The organism is Luteimonas campi (assembly GCF_051162505.1).
Classification (GTDB): Bacteria; Pseudomonadota; Gammaproteobacteria; order Xanthomonadales; family Xanthomonadaceae; genus Luteimonas.
In genome coordinates this window covers 23,577-41,142 of sequence record NZ_JBNWEM010000005.1, presented here as the reverse complement: position 1 = coordinate 41,142, position 17,566 = coordinate 23,577, and the positions used below count along the sequence as shown (strand labels likewise).

Sequence of the window (17,566 nt, the reverse complement as noted above, 5' to 3'; positions counted from 1 at the left end):
GAAGGCCGCCCGAAGGCGGCCTCCCATGAACACCGGTAAAGCGGCAACTCAGCCGTTGAGACGCTTCGCGATCGCCGCGCCCAGGTCGCCCGGGGACTTCACCGTGGTCACGCCCGCCTTCTCCAGCGCGGCGAACTTGCCCTCGGCCGTGCCCGAACCGCCCGAGGCGATCGCACCGGCGTGGCCCATGCGCTTGCCCTTGGGGGCCGAGGCGCCGGCGATGAAGCCGACCACCGGCTTGGTCACGTGCTTGGCGATGTACTCGGCCGCCTCCTCCTCGGCCGAACCGCCGATCTCGCCGACCAGGATGATGCCCTCGGTCTGCGGGTCGCCCTGGAACAGCTTCAGCGCGTCGATGAAGTTGGTGCCGTTGATCGGGTCGCCGCCGATGCCGATGCAGGTCGACTGGCCGAGGCCGGCGTCGGTGGTCTGCTTCACCGCTTCATAGGTCAGGGTGCCCGAGCGCGAGACGATGCCCACCTTGCCCGGCTTGTGGATGTGGCCGGGCATGATGCCGATCTTGCACTCGCCGGGGGTGATCACGCCGGGGCAGTTGGGGCCGATCAGCACCGTGTCCGGATAGCCCTTGAGCGTGTTCTTGACCCGCAGCATGTCCAGCACCGGGATGCCCTCGGTGATGCACACGATCACGCGGATGCCGGCGTCGGCCGCCTCGAGGATCGCGTCGGCCGCGAACGGCGGCGGCACGTAGATCACCGACGCGTCCGCGCCGGTGCGCTCGACCGCATCGCGCACGGTGTTGAAGACCGGCAGGCCGATGTGCTCGGTGCCGCCCTTGCCGGGAGTCACGCCGCCGACCACCTGGGTGCCGTAGTCGAGCATCTGCTGCGCATGGAAGGTGCCCTGCTGGCCGGTGAAGCCCTGCACGATCACCTTGGTGTTCTTGTTGACCAAAACGGACATTTCGTTGAGTTCCTTGCGTATTCGGATGTCGGTCGCTTGGGACTCGTGCCGACAGGGGAAAACCCCGTCGGCTCGCGCAACCCTCCGCGACCCCCACCCCGCCGCTGCGCGCCGGGGCCGCCCCCTTGAGACAAGGGGGCTGGAAAGCCGTTGTGTCAGGCTGCCTGCTTCACCGCGGCGACGGCCTTCTTGGCGCCGTCGTTGATGTCGTCGGCCGGCGTGATCGCCAGCCCGCTCTCGCGCAGCAGCTTCTTGCCTTCCTCGACGTTGGTGCCTTCCAGGCGCACGATCACCGGCACCTTGACGTCCACTTCCTTGACCGCGGCGATGATGCCCTCGGCGATCATGTCGCAGCGCACGATGCCGCCGAAGATGTTGACGAAGATCGCCTTCACGTCCTCGTCGGACAGGATCAGCTTGAACGCCTCGGTCACGCGCTCCTTGTTGGCGCCGCCGCCGACGTCGAGGAAGTTGGCCGGCTCGCCGCCTTCCAGCTTGATCACGTCCATCGTCGCCATCGCCAGGCCGGCGCCGTTGACCATGCAGCCGATGTTGCCGTCCATGGTCACGTAGTTGAGGTCGTGCTGGCTGGCGGCCACTTCGGTCTCGTCTTCCTGGCGCACGTCGCGCATGGCCACCAGGTCGGCGTGGCGGAACGAGGCGTTGTCGTCGGAATTGACCTTGCCGTCGAGCACGGCCAGGTTGCCGTCGGTGAGGATCGCCAGCGGGTTGAGTTCGACCAGCGCCAGGTCCTTCTCGTTGAACAGCTTGTACAGGCCCAGCATGATCTTCGACAGCTGGCCCACCTGCTTGGCGGTCAGGCCCAGCGCGAAGCCGATGTCGCGGCACTGGTAGGGCTGCAGGCCCTGCACGTAGTTGACGTTGAGGGTCTGGATCTTCTCGGGGGTCTCGGCGGCCACCTGCTCGATGTCCACGCCGCCCTCGCTCGAGGCGATGAAGGTGATCGACTGGGTTGAGCGGTCGACCAGCACCGACAGGTACAGTTCCTTGTCGATGTCCGTGCCCTCGGAGATCAGCACCGAGTCGATCGGCAGGGCCACGCCCGCGGACTGGTAGGTCTCCATCCTGGTGCCGAGCATCGCCTTGGCGTACTCGCGCACCTCGTCGAGGCTGCGGGCGAGCTTGACGCCGCCGGCCTTGCCGCGGCCGCCCGCGTGGATCTGGGCCTTGACCACCCAGAGGTCGCCGGGGATGGTCTTGGCGGCATCGACCGCCTCTTCAGGCGAGCGCGCGATGCGCCCGGCCGGCACCGCGATGCCGTAGTCGGCGAACAACTGCTTGGCCTGGTATTCGTGGAAGTTCATGTGGGGTCCGTGCTGGAGAGGATCGCATCGTGCGTCCCGGACCCGGAGGCCAGCAGGCTGCACGCGGCCGCCTATTCTCGCCCATGCGCCGCCATCGGGCAAAACCCGGCGGTTGCCGGCCAGGACGCGGGGGCGAGTTGCGCCCCTATACTCCGGGCTGGCCTTCCCTGCGCCCCGCCTTGCCTGCAGCCCACGCAGCCACTCCTGACCTGACTCCGTCGCCCGACCGCGAGCTGTACCTGTTCGCGCTGTACCGGGTGCTGGTGGCGTCCCTGCTGGCGCTGGTGGTCTTCAGCCCGGCCGGGGCCCTGATCGGCGAGAAGCACTTGCCGGAACTGGCGCGGACGGTCTCGGTCACCTATCTGGCGGTGTCGGTGCTGCTGCTGGTGCACTCGCGCCGGGCCAGCAGCGCGCTGGCCCCGCATGCCGCCGCGGGCCTGTCGATCGACATCACCGTGATGCTGCTGGCCACCCACGCCATGCCCGGCGCCGGCCCCGGCATCGCCCTGATGCTGGTGTTCAACCTCGCCGCCGGCTCGCTGTTCCTGTCGGTGCCCTGGGCCATGACCTTCGCCGCCGCGGCCACGCTGGCGCTGGTGGCCGAATACGCCTGGGACCGGGTCGAACAGGTGCACGCCTACCGGCCGCTGGCCGAAGTCCTGATGTTCGCCGTGGCCTATTTCGCCGTGGCCGCGCTGATGCGCCACCTCGGCAGGCAGATGCGCGAGGCCCGCCGCCTGGCCGACCAGCGCGGTGCGGAAGCGGCCAACCTGGCCGAGATCAACGAGCTGGTGATCCGGCGCATGCGCATCGGCGTGATCCTGGTGGACGGCACCGGCCGGGTGCGCATGGCCAACGAGGCCGCGCAGTCGCTGCTGCGCGACGACAGCGACGCCGATCGCCCCGGCATGCACGGCCAGGCGCTGGCCCAGGTCGCGCCCGAACTCGCCATGCGCCTGGCGGCCTGGCTGCAGGGCGGCCAGCAGGACGACTCGCCCATGGCCTGCGGCCCGGAACAGACCGACGTGCTGCCGCGCTTCGCCCGGCTGCTGGCCACCAGCGACTCCACCCTGATCTTCCTCGACGACACCTCGCTGGTCTCGCGCCGGGCCGAGTCGATCACGCTCGCGGCGATGGGCCGCTTTTCCGCCAGCCTCGCCCACGAGATCCGCAACCCGCTGGCCGCGATCAGCTACGCCACCCAGCTGCTCGAGGAGTCGCAGGACCTCAGCAGCAGCGACCGCCGACTGCTGCAGATCATCCACCAGCAGTGCATGCGCACCAACGGCATCGTCGAAAGCGTGCTGGGCCTGGCCCGCCGCGAACGCGCCAAGCCCGAGCACATCGAGCTGGTCGGTTTCATGCGCGGCTTCATCGACGACTACCGCATGATCGTCCCGGAAGAGAACGCACAGTTGCGCCTCACCGACGGACCGCCGCGGCTGCCGGTGATGTTCGACCCGCGCCACCTCCAGCAGATCATCACCTCGCTGGTGAACAACGCCGTGCGCTACGGCCACATGCCCGGCGAGATGCCGCGCATCGCGATCCACGTCGAAGGCAGCCAGCGCGCGCCCGTGATCAGCGTGCTCGACCGCGGGCCGGGCATTCCCGACAGCGTGGCCAGCCAGTTGTTCAGGCCCTTCTTCACCACCTCAGAAAACGGCACCGGCCTGGGCCTCTACATCGCCCATGAACTGTGCCGGGCCAACGAGGCCACGCTCGAATACGTGTCCGTACCCGGCGGCGGCGCCTGTTTCCGGATCACCCTCCCGCCGCAGCACGCCCTGCTGCAGGGCTAGCGCGCGGCGCACCCGGCCAACCGGTCCCGTAGCGGCCATGCGCCGCGTGCCGACGCCACCGCCGTCGCAAAACAGGCCCTCGTTGCGCGCCGCCGCACCAAGGCACCCATTCCGATGCGCACCCTTCGGGCATACCCGGACGCGGCGGTCCCATGCCGGCCGGACCGTTGCGCCAGGGTCTGCCCCCACCGCACGCGCCCTCGTCACCCACGTCAAAAACTGTCAATATTGGTCACCTTGAGACTTCCGCCTCAGTTCCCATGAATGAAGCCCGCAGCGCCCTGATCGTCGATGACGAGCAAGACATCCGCGAACTGCTGGTGCTGACCCTGGGGAGGATGGGGCTGCGCACGGATACCGCGCCCAACCTGCACGCGGCCCGGCAGATGCTGGCCACCGTCTCCTACGACCTGTGCCTGACCGACATGCGCCTGCCGGACGGCTCCGGCCTGGAGCTGGTCAGCGAGATCTCCACCCGGTTTCCCTCCACCCCGGTGGCGGTGATCACCGCCTACGGCAACGTCGAGGCCGCGGTCGAGGCCCTGAAGGCCGGCGCCTTCGATTTCGTGAGCAAGCCGGTCGACATCAACGTGCTGCGCGGCCTGGTCCGCCAGGCCCTGGAACTCAATGCCAAGCGCCTGGCCCAGCCGGAAGACAGCGGTCGTCTGCTCGGCACCTCGCCGCCGATGGTGTCGTTGCGCCAGACCATCGCCAAGGTCGCGCGCAGCCAGGCGCCGGTGCACATCCTGGGCGAGTCCGGTACCGGCAAGGAACTGGTCGCGCGCACCATCCACGCTCAGGGGTCGCGCGCGGGTGGGCCGTTCGTGCCGGTCAACTGCGGCGCGATCCCGTCGGAGCTGATGGAAAGCGAGTTCTTCGGCCACAAGAAGGGCAGTTTCACCGGCGCCACCAGCGACAAGCCCGGCCTGTTCCAGGCCGCCGACGGCGGCACCCTGTTCCTCGACGAGGTGGCCGAACTGCCGCTGCCGATGCAGGTCAAGCTGCTGCGCGCCATCCAGGAGAAGAGCGTGCGTCCGGTCGGCGCCCAGGGCGAGGTGCCGGTGGACGTGCGCATCCTCTCGGCCACCCACAAGGACCTGTCGCAGCTGGTCGCCGAGGGCCGCTTCCGCCACGACCTGTATTACCGCATCAACGTCATCGGCCTGCTGGTGCCGCCGCTGCGCGAACGCGACGGCGACCTGGCCCTGCTCTCGGCGGCCGTGCTCGACCGCCTCTCGCGCGCGATGAAGCGCCAGCCGCCGACGCTCGCGCCCGACGCCATCGCCACGCTCGAGGACTACCCCTTCCCCGGCAACGTGCGCGAACTCGAGAACATCCTCGAACGTGCCCTGGCCCTGGCCGACGGCAATACGATCCACGCCGACGACCTGCAGTTGCCCACCGGCAGCACCTTCCCCGGTCCGCAGCCGGGCACGGCGTCCGCCGCGCCGCCGTCGACGCCTGCGGCCGCCTTCCCCGGCGCCGCGGGCGCCCCCGCCGCCGACCCGCGCAGCCTCAACCCCTTCGACACGTCCAGCAGCGCCCTGCCCTCCTACATCGAGGAGATCGAGCGCACCGCCATCCAGCAGGCGCTGCAGGAAAACCGCTACAACAAGACCAAGACCGCCGCGGCGCTGGGCATCACCTTCCGCGCGCTGCGCTACAAGCTGAAGAAGCTCGGAATCGACTGACGGCCTGCCCGGGCGCACGGGCAGGAGGCCCCGCCGGCGAACCTGCGACCGCCCTCCTGGCCGGCGCCTCCGCGGCCCGTCCGGCGGGTCGCACCGGCCGCCCACCTCTGGCAAGATGCGGATGCGCCAGGACGGCGCATCGGGGATCGGCCATGGAACGGGCAAAGCTCGAGGAATTCGTCGCAAGCGCCGCGCTGCTCGCCGCGCATCTGACGCGACAGTGCGAAGAGTCGATTGCGGGCCAGCGGAGCGCGGCCGAGGACCTGCGGCGCAGCGCCGAGGCGGTCGGCCAGCGCGTACTCGGGGGCAGTGCGGAACTGCAGCAGCAGGCCAGGGGCGCGATCCACGAAGCCCTGTCGGACGAGCTTCCTCCCGCCGCACGCATGCTGCGCGACACGGCGACGCAGCTCCAGGCGATGGCCGAACAGCTGCGGCGCGAGCAGGCGGCGACCGCGACGCGGATGCGCACGCTGGGCTGGAACACGGTGGTGGCGTCGGGGCTGGCCGCCGCGGTCGTCCTCGCGGGCAGCGGCTACGCCGCATGGCACAACATGCGGCGCGCGGAACAGGCACAGGTGCGGGCGGAGGTGCTGGAGGCGCTGCAGCAGGTCACCATCACGTCCTGCGACGGCCAACCCTGCCTCAAGCTGGAGGACGGAACCCCGCGCTGGTCGAAGAACGCGGACTACGTCCTGGTCCAGCAAGACCGCGTCGCCGCCGGCACGCACGCGAGTTCGCCGTGAGCAGGCGCGCGCGGCCGCGGCGCATGGCGGGAGCGACGCGATGAACGGCGCCCGTCACCTCGCTGCCCTGCTGCTCGCAGGGTTCGCGCTGCTGGCCGGCGCCTACCTGTCGGCGTGCCTGGCGCTGCTGTTCCTCGGACTGGACGCGGGGATGGCCGAGGCCACGACATGGTTCGGATACCTGCGTCACCTCGAGCATCCCCGCGTGGCGCCCTATGCCGGGCGCATCCGCACCGCCGGCGCGATCGGTTTCGGACTTCCGCTGCTGGCCTGGGTCGCGGCGCTGGTCATGATCTACAAACTGCGCAGCCATCGCGACATCCACGGACGCGCGCGCTTCGCCGGCCTGCTGGAGCTCGCGCGCAGGGGGTTTCTGGCGCGCCGCGACGACGGCATCGTGGTGGGGCGCATGAACGGAAAGCTGCTGCGCCTGTCGGGGCAGCAGTTCGCGATCCTCGCCGCGCCCACGCGTTCGGGCAAAGGCGTGGGCGTGGTGGTCCCGAACCTCCTCGACTACCGCGAATCGGTAGTGGTGCTGGACATCAAGCAGGAGAACTTCCAGCTCACTTCCGGCTGGCGACGTGCGATCGGCCATGAGGTCTACCTCTTCAATCCCTTCGCCGAGGACCGGCGCAGCCATCGCTGGAATCCGATGTCCTATGTGTCCTCGGATCCGGCGATGCGCGTGTCCGATCTGCAGGCGGTCGCCGCGATGCTCTATCCCGACGGCGAGGACCGGGACCGCTTCTGGTCGAGCCAGGCCCGCAATGCCTTCCTGGCCTTCGCGCTCTACCTGTTCGAGCGCCGGGACCACCAGCTGCGTACAGGATCCGCACAGGACGCGGCGACGCCCACGATCGGCGCCCTGCTCCGGCTGTCGGCCGGCGACGGCGGCGAGCTGCGCGCCTGCCTGCAGCGGCTGGCCGAGGCGCCCTTCCTGGGGCCGCAGGCCCGCACCGCGTTCTCGGGGCTGCTTTCCCAGGCGGACGTGACCTTCGCCTCGATCATGGGCTCGTTCCGCGAGCCACTCAACATCTGGCTCAACCCGGTGCTGGATGCCGCGACCAGCGGCGACGATTTCCGGCTCGACGATGTCCGGCGCCGGCGCATGACCATCTACGTCGGCATCCAGCCCAGCAAGCTCGCCGAGAGCCGCCTGGTGGTGAACCTGTTCTTCAGCCAGCTGATCAACGCCAACACACGCGAGCTTCCAACGCAGGACCCATCGCTGCGCCATCAGTGCCTGCTGCTCATGGACGAGTTCACCGCCATCGGCAAAGTCGACATCATCGCCCGGGCGGTGGCGTACATGGCCGGATACAACTTGCGCCTGCTTCCGATCGTGCAGTCGATGGCGCAGCTCGACGCGGTCTACGGCAAGGAACTGTCGCGCACCATCCTGACCAACCATGCCCTGCAGATCGTGTTCGCGCCGCGCGAGCAGCAGGACGCCAACGACTACTCGGAAATGCTCGGCTATACGACCGTGCGGCGCCGCGCGCGCACCCGCGCCCACGGCCAGGGGCGCGGCGTGTCGGACAACGAGGTTCTCGAACGGCGGGCCCTGATGCTGCCGCAGGAACTCAAGGCCCTTGGCGCCGGCAGGCAGATCCTGCTCTACGAGGGACTGGCCCATCCGGTGCTGTGCCGCAAGATCCGCTACTACCGCGACCGCTACTTCACCCGTCGATTGCTGCCGGCGATCGACATTCCGCCGCTGCGGACCGAAAGCGAACCGACCACGCGCGAAGCGCCGCTGCCGAGGACGCAGCCGCAGGTCGGCACGACCGGCTGAAGGTTTCTGCGGCAACAGACATCCTGCGCCGGCCCAGGGGCGCCCGTTATAGTGCCCGTCCCATTCCACCGGACGCCGCATGGCTTCGAACCGCTCGCCCGCCAGCCGATCCCTGGCCGCGCGCCTCGGCGCACTGGCGTTCGCCGCATGGCTGATGGCGGGCTGCGGCCGTGGCGATGCCCCGGACATGGGCGCTGGCGCCGCTCCGCTGCAGGTCTTTGCCGCGGCCAGCCTGAAGGAGTCGATGGACGAGGCGGCGGCGACCTATGGCGCGGCACGCGACCAGCCGGTACAGGTCACCTATGCCGGCAGTCCGGCACTGGCCCGGCAGGTCGAGCAGCGCGCGCCGGCCGATGTCTTCGTCTCGGCCGATGGCGACTGGATGGACTGGCTGGACGAACGCGGGCTGGTGGACGCCGCCTCGCGCCGCGACCTGCTGGGCAACACCCTGGTGCTGGTCGCGCCCGCCGCAAGCGCGGCGGCTCCGCTGACGCTCGCGCCCGGTGCCGGGCTGCTGCCCCTGCTGGGCGAGGACAGGCGGCTGGCGCTGGCGCTCACCGACAGCGTGCCGGCCGGCAAGTACGCGCGGTCCGCGTTCGAATCGCTGGGGCTGTGGGCGGAGCTGCAGCCGCGCGTGGCCGAAACCGAGAACGTACGCGCGGCGCTGCTGCTGGTCGCGCGCGGGGAGGCGCCGCTGGGCGTGGTCTATGCCAGCGACGCCCAGGCCGAGCCGCGGGTGCGGGTGCTGGCGACCTTTCCGGCCGGGTCGCACCCGGACATCGTGTACCCGGCGGCGCGGGTGGCCGCGAGCCGGCATCCGCAGGCCGACGCCTTCCTGGACTGGCTGGCCGCGGACGAGGCGGATGCGATCTTCCGCAGGCATGGCCTGGCGCCACGCTGAGGCCCATCGCGCGTGTTCACCCACGAAGAAATCACCGCCATCGCGCTGAGCCTGAAGGTGGCCGTGGCCGCCTCGCTGGCCAGCCTGCCGCCCGGCATCGCGGCCGCCTGGCTGCTGGCGCGGCGGCGCTTCTTCGGCAAGTCGCTGCTGGATGCGCTGGTGCACCTGCCGCTGGTGCTGCCGCCGGTGGTGGTGGGCTATGTGCTGCTGGTGGGGTTCGGGCACGGCGGACCGCTGGGCCGGCTGCTGGCCGAGCACTTCGGCATCACCCTCGCCTTCCGCTGGACGGGCGCGGCGCTGGCCAGCGCGATCATGGGCTTTCCGCTGATGGTGCGCGCCATCCGGCTGTCGATCGAATCGGTGGACCGTCGCCTCGAGCGCGCGGCCTCCACCCTGGGCGCCAGTCCGCTGCGGGTGTTCTTCACCATCACCCTGCCGCTGGCCTGGCCCGGACTGGTGGCGGGCGCGGTGCTGGCCTTCGCCAAGGCGCTGGGCGAGTTCGGCGCCACCATCACCTTCGTATCCAGCATCCCCGGCGAAACGCGCACGCTGTCTTCGGAAATCTACGGGCTGATGCAGGTTCCCGGCGGCGAGGCCGGCATCTGGCGCCTGGCGGTGGTCGCCGTGGCGATCTCGCTGTCTGCGCTGCTCGCCTCCGAATGGCTGGTGCGGCGCGGCCGCCGCGAGGAGCACGACTGATGCTGGACATCGACGTGCTGCTGCAGCGCGGCGGATTCCGCCGCCAGGTCCGCATCGCCGAGGCGGCACGCGTGCTTGCGCTCACCGGCCCGTCCGGCGCGGGCAAGACCTCGGTGCTCAACGCCATCGCCGGCCTGCTGCGGCCTGCCTCGGGCCGCATCGCGATCGACGGCCGCGTGCTGTTCGACAGCGCCGCGCGCATCGACGTGCTGACGCACCGGCGCCGGATCGGCTACGTGTTCCAAGACGCGCGCCTGTTCCCGCACCGCGACGTACGCGGCAACTTGCTCTACGGCAGGCACGCGGTGCGCGGCCAGGCGGCAGCCTTCGAACTCGACGCGGTGGTGGACCTGCTGGGCATCGGCCCGCTGTTGCGGCGGCGCCCGGCCAATCTGTCCGGCGGCGAGGCGCAGCGCGTGGCGATCGGCCGGGCGCTGCTGTCGCAGCCGGCGATCCTGCTGTTCGATGAGCCGCTGTCGGCGCTCGACCAGGCGCGTCGCGAGGAGCTGATTCCCTGGCTGCAGCGCGTGCGCGACGAGGTGCGCCTGCCGATGGTGTACGTGAGCCACACCGAGGACGATGTGCGCCGCATCGCCGAAGCGGTGCACGCGCTGGCCTGACGACGCGGCGTTCGCACGGGCATGCGCATGCTGGGTCACGGAACCGTACGCGAGACGCCGATGAAGCCTGTCAGCAAGCGCGCATTTCCCGTCGACAAGGCCCGGTACTGGCTGGAACCGGGCCCCGTGCTGCTGCTTTGCACGCAATGGAAGGACGAGCGCGCGATCATGACCCTGGGCTGGCACATGATGCTGGGCTACGACCTGGTTGGCACCTACCTCTGGGACGCGAACCGCAGCCACGCGCTGGCGCGGCGCAGCCGCGAGTGCACGCTCAACCTGCCCACTGCCGACCTGCTCGACACGGTGGTGCGCATCGGCAACTGCTCCAGCCGCGAGGGCGACAAGTTCGAGCGCTTCGGGCTGGACGCCGAAGCCTCGCGCGACGTGGCGGCGCCGTCGATCGGCCAGTGCCACGCCAGCTTCGAATGCCGCCTGCACGAGACCCGCATCACCCGCGAGTATCCGTTGTTCGTCTGGCGCATCGTTCATGCGAAGGTGGCGCCGTCGCCGAAGCGGCCGCGCACGGTGCACTACCGCGGCGAGGGACGCTTCATGTGCTCGGGCGAGGAGGTGTCGCGGCGGCGGCTGTTCCGGCCCGACATGCTGGCGCAGTGAGCGAAGCCGACGATGGCACGCCCTGACAGCGAACTCGAAGCGGCGGTCGGCTGGATGCTGGAGCGGCTGCCGCGCGAGCTGCACGTCGGCGCGCCGCTGGGCATCGGCAAGCCGCATCGCCTGCTCAACGCGCTGTATGCACGCGTGGCCGCGGATGCCTCGCGCCCGATGACGCTCTATACGGCACTGTCGCTGGATCCGCCGCGCGCCACCGGCGGCCTCGAGGGGCGCTTCATGGCGCCGTTCGTCGAACGCCATTTCGGCGCCGACTTCCCGCGGCTGGACTACGTCGATGCGCAGCGTCGCGACGCGCTGCCCGCGCATGTCCGCGTGGAGGAGTTCTACCTGCAGTCGGGCGCCCTGCTCGGCTCGCGGCAGGCGCAACGGCGCTACGCCAGCCTCAACTACACCCATGTCGCGCGTGCGCTGGCCGATCGCGGGGTCAACTGCATCGTGCAGAAGGTGGCGGCGAACGCCGATGGCTCGCGCCTGTCGCTATCGAGCAACACCGACCTGACTTTCGATGCGATCGACGCCATCGTCGCCACCGGCCGGCCGCGCCCGCTGCTGGTCGCGGAAATCGACCCGCAGTTGCCGTGGATGGATGGCGAGGCCGCGGTCGAGGCTGGCTGGTTCGACCTGGTGGTGGCGCCGCCCCCGCCCTGGCCGAAACTGTTCGCACTGCCGCGCGAGCCGGTGGGCGACGCCGAACACGCCATCGGCCTCTACGCCAGCGCGCTGGTGCGCGACGGCGGCACGCTGCAGATCGGCATCGGCGCGCTGTCGGACGCGCTTTGCCATGCGCTGGCGCTGCGCCACACCGACAACGCGGCCTACCGGCGCGTGCTGGCCGCGCTCGATCCGGACCTGCCCGCGCATCCGGCAGTCGTCGCCAGCGGCGGCCTGGACCCGTTCGAGCAGGGCCTGTACGGCTGCAGCGAGATGATCAACGAGGGCTTCCGGCGACTGGTCGAGGCCGGGGTGCTGCGGCGAAAGGTGGTCGACAAGGCCGCGCTGATGCAGCGCATGAACGACGGCAGCGCCGATGCCTCCGAGCGCGCCCTGGTCGAGCGCGACGGCCAGTTCCTGCACGGCGCGTTCTACCTCGGCTCGCAGGCGTTCTACGACTGGCTGCACGGCCTGGACGAGTCAACGCGCAGCGGCATCGGCATGAAGCGCGTGAGCCAGGTCAACGCGCTGTACGGGCAAGACGAGCCGCTCGAGCGGCTGCAGCGTCGCGACGGGCGCTTCTTCAACACCTGCATGATGGCCACCGCCCTCGGCGCAGCGGTGTCGGACGGACTCGACGACGGACGCGTGGTGTCCGGCGTCGGCGGCCAGTACAACTTCGTTTCGATGGCGCATGCGCTGCCGGGCGGGCGCTCGGCCCTGCTGCTGCGCGCCACGCGCGCATCCGGCGGAGGCACCGGTTCCAACATCCGCTGGAACTACGGACATGTGACCATCCCCCGCCACCTGCGCGACCTGTATGTCACCGAGTACGGAATCGCCGACCTGCGCGGCAAGGCCGACGAAGACTGCGTGATCGCGATGGCGGGAATCGCCGACGCGCATGCCGTGCCGACGCTGCTCGAGGAGGCCATGCGCAGCCGCAAGCTGCGCTCCGACTTCCGGATGCCGGCGGCCTGGTCGCGCAACAGCGCGACCCACGTGCGCGCGGCGCTGGCGCCGTTCCGCAAGGACGGCACCCTGCCCGACTACCCGCTGGGCAGCGATTTCGACGACACCGAACAGCGGCTGGTGCGCGCCCTGGCGTGGCTCAAGCGCCACACCGGCTCGCGGCGCGCAAAGCTCGGAACGGTTGCGGCCGCGCTGCTGCAGCATGGCGCCAACGATGGCGACGCGCTGGCGCGCATGGACCTGGCCAGGCCGCGGAGCGCGGGAGAATGGCTGCAAGCCAGGCTGCTGCGGCTCGCGCTGGCTCGCAGCGCGAGACCGGCGACGTGAACGCGCAACGCTGCAGTGCGCAGGCGCAAGGCTTCGCGCGCGGCCTCCGGCGTATCATCCACGCATGACCAGCAAAGCCGACCGCCTCCGGGAAAGCCTGCGGACACTCGACCCCGTCCACCTGGACGTGGCCGATGAAAGCCACATGCACAGCCGCGGCCTGGAAACGCACTACAAGGCCGTGATCGTGGGCGACGTGTTCGCCGGGCGGCGCGCCGTGCAGCGACACCAGCTGGTCTATCGCACGCTCGGTCCGCTGATGCAGGAAATCCACGCGCTCGCCCTGCATACCTACACGCCGGACGAGTGGGCCGCTTCGGGCGTCGCGCCGGACTCGCCGACCTGCCGCGGCGGCAGCAAGCACGATCGATCCTCCGGCTGAGGCGGTGCGCAGGGTGGAAACCTTGGCTCCGCCCGTCGTCAACGAACGCGGCGAACGACTGCTCGCATTCCACCCGGCGCAAGGCGCGGCTCTTCCGGTGACGGTGGATTTCTCGCTGGCGCTGGCGGTGCGGCAATCGCACGTACTGCTGGTCCGCAACGCCCATCGCGGGGTCTGGGAGATCCCGGGTGGCTGGGTGGATCCAGGGGAGTCGGCGCAGGACTGCGCGCTGCGGGAACTGCAGGAAGAGACGGGCATTCCCGTCGCGCGCCTGTCGCTGCGCGGATGGATCGTGATCGAATCGATCCGTGCGACCGGAGCGCGCACCCTGACCGGCGCGGTCTTCACCGCAGAGGTCGATGGCACTGCGGCGGTCGTTGCTGGCGATGAAATCGCGGCCGCGGCGCAGTGGCGTGTCGACGCACTTCCGCCCGGAACATCGGCCATCGATGCCTGGCTGGTGTCGCGGCTGGCGGCAGCAGGATGAACAAGGGGCGCCGGAGCGCCCCTCGTCCCGAGCTGCAGGCGCGCCGACGCGGCGCGCACTGCCTGCGTTACAGCGCCTTCGCCGCCGCGACCACGGCCTCGACCGTGATGCCGAAGTGCTTGTACAGATCGCCCGCCGGCGCGCTGGCGCCGAAGGTGTCGATGCCGACCACCGCGCCGTCCAGGCCCACGTACTGGCGCCAGAAGCCGGTCACGCCCGCTTCCACCGCCACCCGCTTGCGCACGGCCCTGGGCAGCACCGACTCGCGATAGGCCGCGTCCTGGCGGTCGAACACGTCGGTCGAGGGGATCGACACCACGCGCACGCCATCGCCAATCTGCTCGGCGGCGGCCGTGGCCAGCTCCACTTCCGAGCCGGTCGCGATCAGGATGATCTCAGGCGTACCTACCGAATCCTTGAGCACGTAACCGCCGCGCGCGATGTCGCGCACCCGCTGCTCGTCGCGCGGCTGGTGCTTGAGGTTCTGGCGCGAGAACACCAGGCACGAGGGGCCGTCGCGGCGCTCGATCGCCGCCTTCCACGCCACCGCCGTCTCGACCGCGTCGCAGGGACGCCAGACGTCGTTGTTGGGGATGTAGCGCAGCGACGCCAGGTGCTCGACAGGCTGGTGGGTCGGGCCGTCCTCGCCCAGGCCGATCGAGTCGTGGGTATAGACATGGATGCCGGGCGACTGCATCAGCGCACTCATGCGCACGGCATTGCGCGCGTAGTCGCTGAACACCAGGAAGGTGGCGTCGTAGGGCAGGAAACCGCCGTGCAGCGAGAGCGCATTGGCGATGGCGGTCATGCCGAACTCGCGCACGCCGTAGTTGATGTAGTTGGCGTCGGGCGAGGTGCCGGTCACCGGCTGGCTGCCCTTCCACAACGTCAGGTTGGAATGGGCCAGGTCGGCCGAACCGCCGATCAGCTCGGGCAGCAGCGGCGCGTAGGCCTCGATCGCCATCTGCGAGGCCTTGCGCGAGGCCACCACCGGGCCTTCGGCCTGCATCTTCGCGATGTAGGCGTCGGCCGCGGCGGAAAAGCCTTCCGGAAGCTGGCAGCGCATGCGGCGCTGCAGTTCGGCCGCCTGCTCGGGGAACTGCGCGGCGTAGCGCTCGAGCAGCGCGTTCCACTCCGCTTCGCGCCTGGCGCCGGCCTCGGTGGCGCGCCAGGCATCGGCGACCGGCTGCGGCACGACGAAGGGTTCGTGCGCCCAGGACAGGCCCTGGCGCGTGGCCACGACCTCGTCCTTGCCCAGCGGCGCGCCGTGCGACGATTCCTTGCCGGCCTTGGCCGGGGAACCGTAGCCGATCGTGGTGCGGCAGCAGACCAGGGTGGGCTTCTCGCCGTGCGCGAGCGCGGATTCGATCGCGGCCTTGATGCTGTCCGCGTCATGGCCGTCGACGTCGCGGATCACGCGCCAGCCGTAGGCCTCGAAGCGCTTCGGCGTGTCGTCGGTGAACCAGCCTTCGACCTGGCCGTCGATCGAGATGCCGTTGTCGTCCCAGAAGGCGACCAGCTTGCCCAGGCCCCAGGTGCCGGCCAGCGACGCGGCCTCGTGCGAGATGCCTTCCATCAGGCAGCCGTCGCCCATGAACACCCAGGTGCGGTGGTCGACCACGTCGAAACCCGGGCGGTTGAAACGCTGCGCCAGCAGCTTCTCGGCCAGCGCGAAGCCGACCGCGTTGGCGAAACCCTGGCCGAGCGGACCGGTGGTGGTCTCCACGCCCGGGGTCATGAAGTTCTCGGGATGGCCCGGCGTCTTCGACTCCAGCTGGCGGAAGCGCTTGAGTTCCTCGATCGACAGGTCGTAGCCGCTCAGGTGCAGCAGCGCGTACTGCAGCATCGAGCCGTGGCCGTTGGACAGCACGAAGCGATCGCGGTTGCTCCACTTCGGGTTGGCCGGATTGTGGCTGTGGTAGTCGTTCCACAGCACCTCGGCGATGTCGGCCATGCCCATGGGCATGCCGGGGTGGCCGGACTTGGCGGCTTCCACGCCGTCGATGGCGAGGAAACGGATGGCGTTGGCGAGCTCTCTGCGGCTGGGAGTGGTCATGTGGGGACGGGCAGCGAAGGGAGTGGCCCCGGAACCGGGGCCGGCCATTGTCCCATGCCCGGCCGGCGCTGTGTCCCGGATCCGGCGCGATCGCCTGGTTTCGTCCGCAACCGGCGCGCCTTGCTGCGCGGCCGGGTGGGGGAGGCTGCCGGCTCAGGCCCGGGCGATGTCGGGCTCGGCGTCGCTCTCGCCGCGCGAGACCAGGGCCGCGATGCCGAGATCGCCGGCGACGTTCACCGTGGTGCGGCACATGTCGAGGAAGTGGTTCACGCCCAGTACCAGGCCGATGCCCTCCGGCGGCACGCCCACCATCGCGCAGATCAGCGCCACCACCGGCAGCGAGCCCGAGGGCACGCCCGCGGTACCGATGCCGCCGAGGATGCACACCAGCATCACCATGAACTGCTGGCCGAGCGTCAGATCGACGTTGAAGAACTGCGCCAGGAAGATCACCGTCACGCCTTCGAACAGCGCCGTGCCGTTCTGGTTGGCGGTGGCGCCGATGGTCAGCACGAAGCGCGAGACCTTCTTCGGCAGCTTGAGGTTCTCGTCGGCCACCTTGAGCGCGGTCGGCAGCGTGGCGTTGCTCGATGCGGTGGAGAATGCCATCAGCATCGCCTCCTGCACGCCCCGGAAGAAGGCCAGCGGCGACCAGCCCGCGACCAGGCGCAGCGCGAGCGAATACGTCACCAGCATGTGGATCGCGAGCGCGCCGACCACCACCAGCACGAACTGCCCGAGCTTGATCAGCAGGTCCCAGCCGAACAGCACGGCCAGGTTGAACATGAAGCAGAACACCGCGTAGGGCGCGAGCCGGATCACCAGCCCGATCAGGGTCATCGAGATCTCGAACAGGCCTTCGATGCCGCGCTTGAGCACCGCGGTCTGCGGCGTCCGGGTCAGCACCAGGCCGACGCCGAACATCAGCGCGAAGAACATCAGCGCCAGGATGTTGGCGTTGTTGCTGGCCGCGCCGATCACGTTCTGCGGCACGATCGACAGCAGCATCTCCATACCCTTGGGCTGCTCGGCGCTGTCGCGCACGATCGCCTGCGCGCGCTCGGCGCCTTCGGTGAGCAACTGCTGGGCGAGCGCGGGATCCACGCCCGCGCCCGGCCTGAACAGGTTCACCATCACCAGGCCCAGCAGCACCGCGATGCCGGACAGCGCGACCGTCCAGGCCAGCGTGCGCCAGCCGATGCGGCCAAGCGAGCCGATATCGCCCATTTCCGACACACCGACCACCAGCGCCGAGAACAGCAGCGGGACGATCAGCATGAAGATCAGGCTCAGGAACAGCTGCGAGAACGGCGTGGTGACGTAGCGCGTAAGCGCCTGCACCCAGCCCACGTCCGCGCCGATGCCATAGTGGACGAACATCCCCAGCACCAGGCCGACGACAAAGCCGATCGCGATCTTCCAGTGCAACGGCATCGGTGTCCGGGCCCCGCGGGTCGGTTCGCTCATCGGCGCTGTCTCGTCTGCAACAATCGCCGAAGCTTAACAAACCCGGCGAGATGCCCCCGCCGTGGGGCGCGCCCCACGCTGCCGCAAT

Annotated in this window: 14 protein-coding genes and 1 pseudogene; 11 read left to right on the top strand and 4 right to left on the bottom strand. The window is 70.1% G+C overall.

The window, feature by feature from the left end; translation table 11 throughout:
* Positions 1 to 48 precede the first annotated feature (48 nt).
* Together sucD and sucC are read right to left on the bottom strand one after the other, a co-directional pair.
* Complete coding sequence (gene sucD / locus ACQYVW_RS14220; protein ID WP_434935717.1) at positions 49 to 924, bottom strand: succinate--CoA ligase subunit alpha; 876 nt, start codon at positions 922 to 924, stop codon at positions 49 to 51.
* A 155-nt stretch (positions 925 to 1,079) separates the two neighbouring features.
* Positions 1,080 to 2,249, bottom strand: coding sequence for an ADP-forming succinate--CoA ligase subunit beta (gene sucC, locus ACQYVW_RS14215; protein ID WP_434935719.1), 1,170 nt, complete (start codon positions 2,247 to 2,249; stop codon positions 1,080 to 1,082).
* A 179-nt stretch (positions 2,250 to 2,428) separates the two neighbouring features.
* Between sucC and ACQYVW_RS14210 the strand changes: the two genes are divergently transcribed.
* The 11 genes and pseudogenes from ACQYVW_RS14210 (at position 2,429) to ACQYVW_RS14160 (ending at position 13,955) form a co-directional block, all read left to right on the top strand.
* Positions 2,429 to 4,051, top strand: coding sequence for a sensor histidine kinase (locus ACQYVW_RS14210; protein WP_434947442.1), 1,623 nt, complete (start codon positions 2,429 to 2,431; stop codon positions 4,049 to 4,051).
* Between the two features lie 260 nt (positions 4,052 to 4,311).
* The gene (locus ACQYVW_RS14205; protein WP_434947441.1) at positions 4,312 to 5,742 is read left to right on the top strand and encodes a sigma-54-dependent transcriptional regulator; all 1,431 of its coding nucleotides are present in this window, start codon (positions 4,312 to 4,314) and stop codon (positions 5,740 to 5,742) included.
* A 152-nt stretch (positions 5,743 to 5,894) separates the two neighbouring features.
* Positions 5,895 to 6,485 (top strand): hypothetical protein, encoded by a 591-nt coding sequence (locus ACQYVW_RS14200; protein ID WP_434947440.1) that lies wholly within the window; start codon positions 5,895 to 5,897, stop codon positions 6,483 to 6,485.
* 40 nt (positions 6,486 to 6,525) lie between these two features.
* A pseudogene (locus ACQYVW_RS14195) lies at positions 6,526 to 8,205 on the top strand (type IV secretory system conjugative DNA transfer family protein); the annotation flags it as partial.
* A gap of 229 nt (positions 8,206 to 8,434) precedes the next feature.
* The gene (modA, locus tag ACQYVW_RS14190; RefSeq protein ID WP_434935334.1) at positions 8,435 to 9,181 is read left to right on the top strand and encodes a molybdate ABC transporter substrate-binding protein; all 747 of its coding nucleotides are present in this window, start codon (positions 8,435 to 8,437) and stop codon (positions 9,179 to 9,181) included.
* 12 nt (positions 9,182 to 9,193) lie between these two features.
* On the top strand, positions 9,194 to 9,880 hold the full coding sequence (gene modB, locus ACQYVW_RS14185) for a molybdate ABC transporter permease subunit (protein ID WP_434935317.1): 687 nt from the start codon (positions 9,194 to 9,196) through the stop codon (positions 9,878 to 9,880).
* Complete coding sequence (locus ACQYVW_RS14180) at positions 9,880 to 10,500, top strand: ATP-binding cassette domain-containing protein (protein ID WP_434935319.1); 621 nt, start codon at positions 9,880 to 9,882, stop codon at positions 10,498 to 10,500. The genes modB and ACQYVW_RS14180 overlap by 1 nt, the downstream gene beginning before the upstream one ends.
* 60 nt (positions 10,501 to 10,560) lie before the next feature.
* The gene (locus ACQYVW_RS14175; protein WP_434935321.1) at positions 10,561 to 11,118 is read left to right on the top strand and encodes a flavin reductase family protein; all 558 of its coding nucleotides are present in this window, start codon (positions 10,561 to 10,563) and stop codon (positions 11,116 to 11,118) included.
* 12 nt (positions 11,119 to 11,130) lie between these two features.
* Positions 11,131 to 13,086: an acetyl-CoA hydrolase/transferase C-terminal domain-containing protein gene (locus tag ACQYVW_RS14170; protein WP_434935322.1), complete on the top strand. Its 1,956-nt coding sequence runs from the start codon at positions 11,131 to 11,133 to the stop codon at positions 13,084 to 13,086.
* Positions 13,087 to 13,150: 64 nt separating this feature from the next.
* Positions 13,151 to 13,468: a BolA family protein gene (locus tag ACQYVW_RS14165; RefSeq protein ID WP_434935324.1), complete on the top strand. Its 318-nt coding sequence runs from the start codon at positions 13,151 to 13,153 to the stop codon at positions 13,466 to 13,468.
* Between the two features lie 22 nt (positions 13,469 to 13,490).
* On the top strand, positions 13,491 to 13,955 hold the full coding sequence (locus ACQYVW_RS14160; protein WP_434935325.1) for an NUDIX hydrolase: 465 nt from the start codon (positions 13,491 to 13,493) through the stop codon (positions 13,953 to 13,955).
* A 67-nt stretch (positions 13,956 to 14,022) separates the two neighbouring features.
* Here ACQYVW_RS14160 and tkt read toward each other — a convergent pair whose 3' ends face one another.
* Together tkt and ACQYVW_RS14150 are read right to left on the bottom strand one after the other, a co-directional pair.
* Positions 14,023 to 16,011, bottom strand: coding sequence for a transketolase (gene tkt / locus ACQYVW_RS14155; protein WP_434947439.1), 1,989 nt, complete (start codon positions 16,009 to 16,011; stop codon positions 14,023 to 14,025).
* 153 nt (positions 16,012 to 16,164) lie between these two features.
* Complete coding sequence (locus tag ACQYVW_RS14150) at positions 16,165 to 17,478, bottom strand: dicarboxylate/amino acid:cation symporter (RefSeq protein WP_434947438.1); 1,314 nt, start codon at positions 17,476 to 17,478, stop codon at positions 16,165 to 16,167.
* Between the last annotated feature and the right edge of the window lie 88 nt (positions 17,479 to 17,566).

Coding starts and splice junctions, on each gene's coding strand:
- sucC (WP_434935719.1), bottom strand. CDS start 2,249: ATGAACTTCCACGAATACCAGGCCAAGCAGTTGTTCGCCGACTACGGC.
- ACQYVW_RS14150 (WP_434947438.1), bottom strand. CDS start 17,478: ATGAGCGAACCGACCCGCGGGGCCCGGACACCGATGCCGTTGCACTGG.
- modA (WP_434935334.1), top strand. CDS start 8,435: ATGGCGGGCTGCGGCCGTGGCGATGCCCCGGACATGGGCGCTGGCGCC.
- tkt (WP_434947439.1), bottom strand. CDS start 16,011: ATGACCACTCCCAGCCGCAGAGAGCTCGCCAACGCCATCCGTTTCCTC.
- ACQYVW_RS14205 (WP_434947441.1), top strand. CDS start 4,312: ATGAATGAAGCCCGCAGCGCCCTGATCGTCGATGACGAGCAAGACATC.
- ACQYVW_RS14175 (WP_434935321.1), top strand. CDS start 10,561: ATGAAGCCTGTCAGCAAGCGCGCATTTCCCGTCGACAAGGCCCGGTAC.
- sucD (WP_434935717.1), bottom strand. CDS start 924: ATGTCCGTTTTGGTCAACAAGAACACCAAGGTGATCGTGCAGGGCTTC.
- ACQYVW_RS14180 (WP_434935319.1), top strand. CDS start 9,880: ATGCTGGACATCGACGTGCTGCTGCAGCGCGGCGGATTCCGCCGCCAG.
- ACQYVW_RS14170 (WP_434935322.1), top strand. CDS start 11,131: ATGGCACGCCCTGACAGCGAACTCGAAGCGGCGGTCGGCTGGATGCTG.
- ACQYVW_RS14200 (WP_434947440.1), top strand. CDS start 5,895: ATGGAACGGGCAAAGCTCGAGGAATTCGTCGCAAGCGCCGCGCTGCTC.
- ACQYVW_RS14165 (WP_434935324.1), top strand. CDS start 13,151: ATGACCAGCAAAGCCGACCGCCTCCGGGAAAGCCTGCGGACACTCGAC.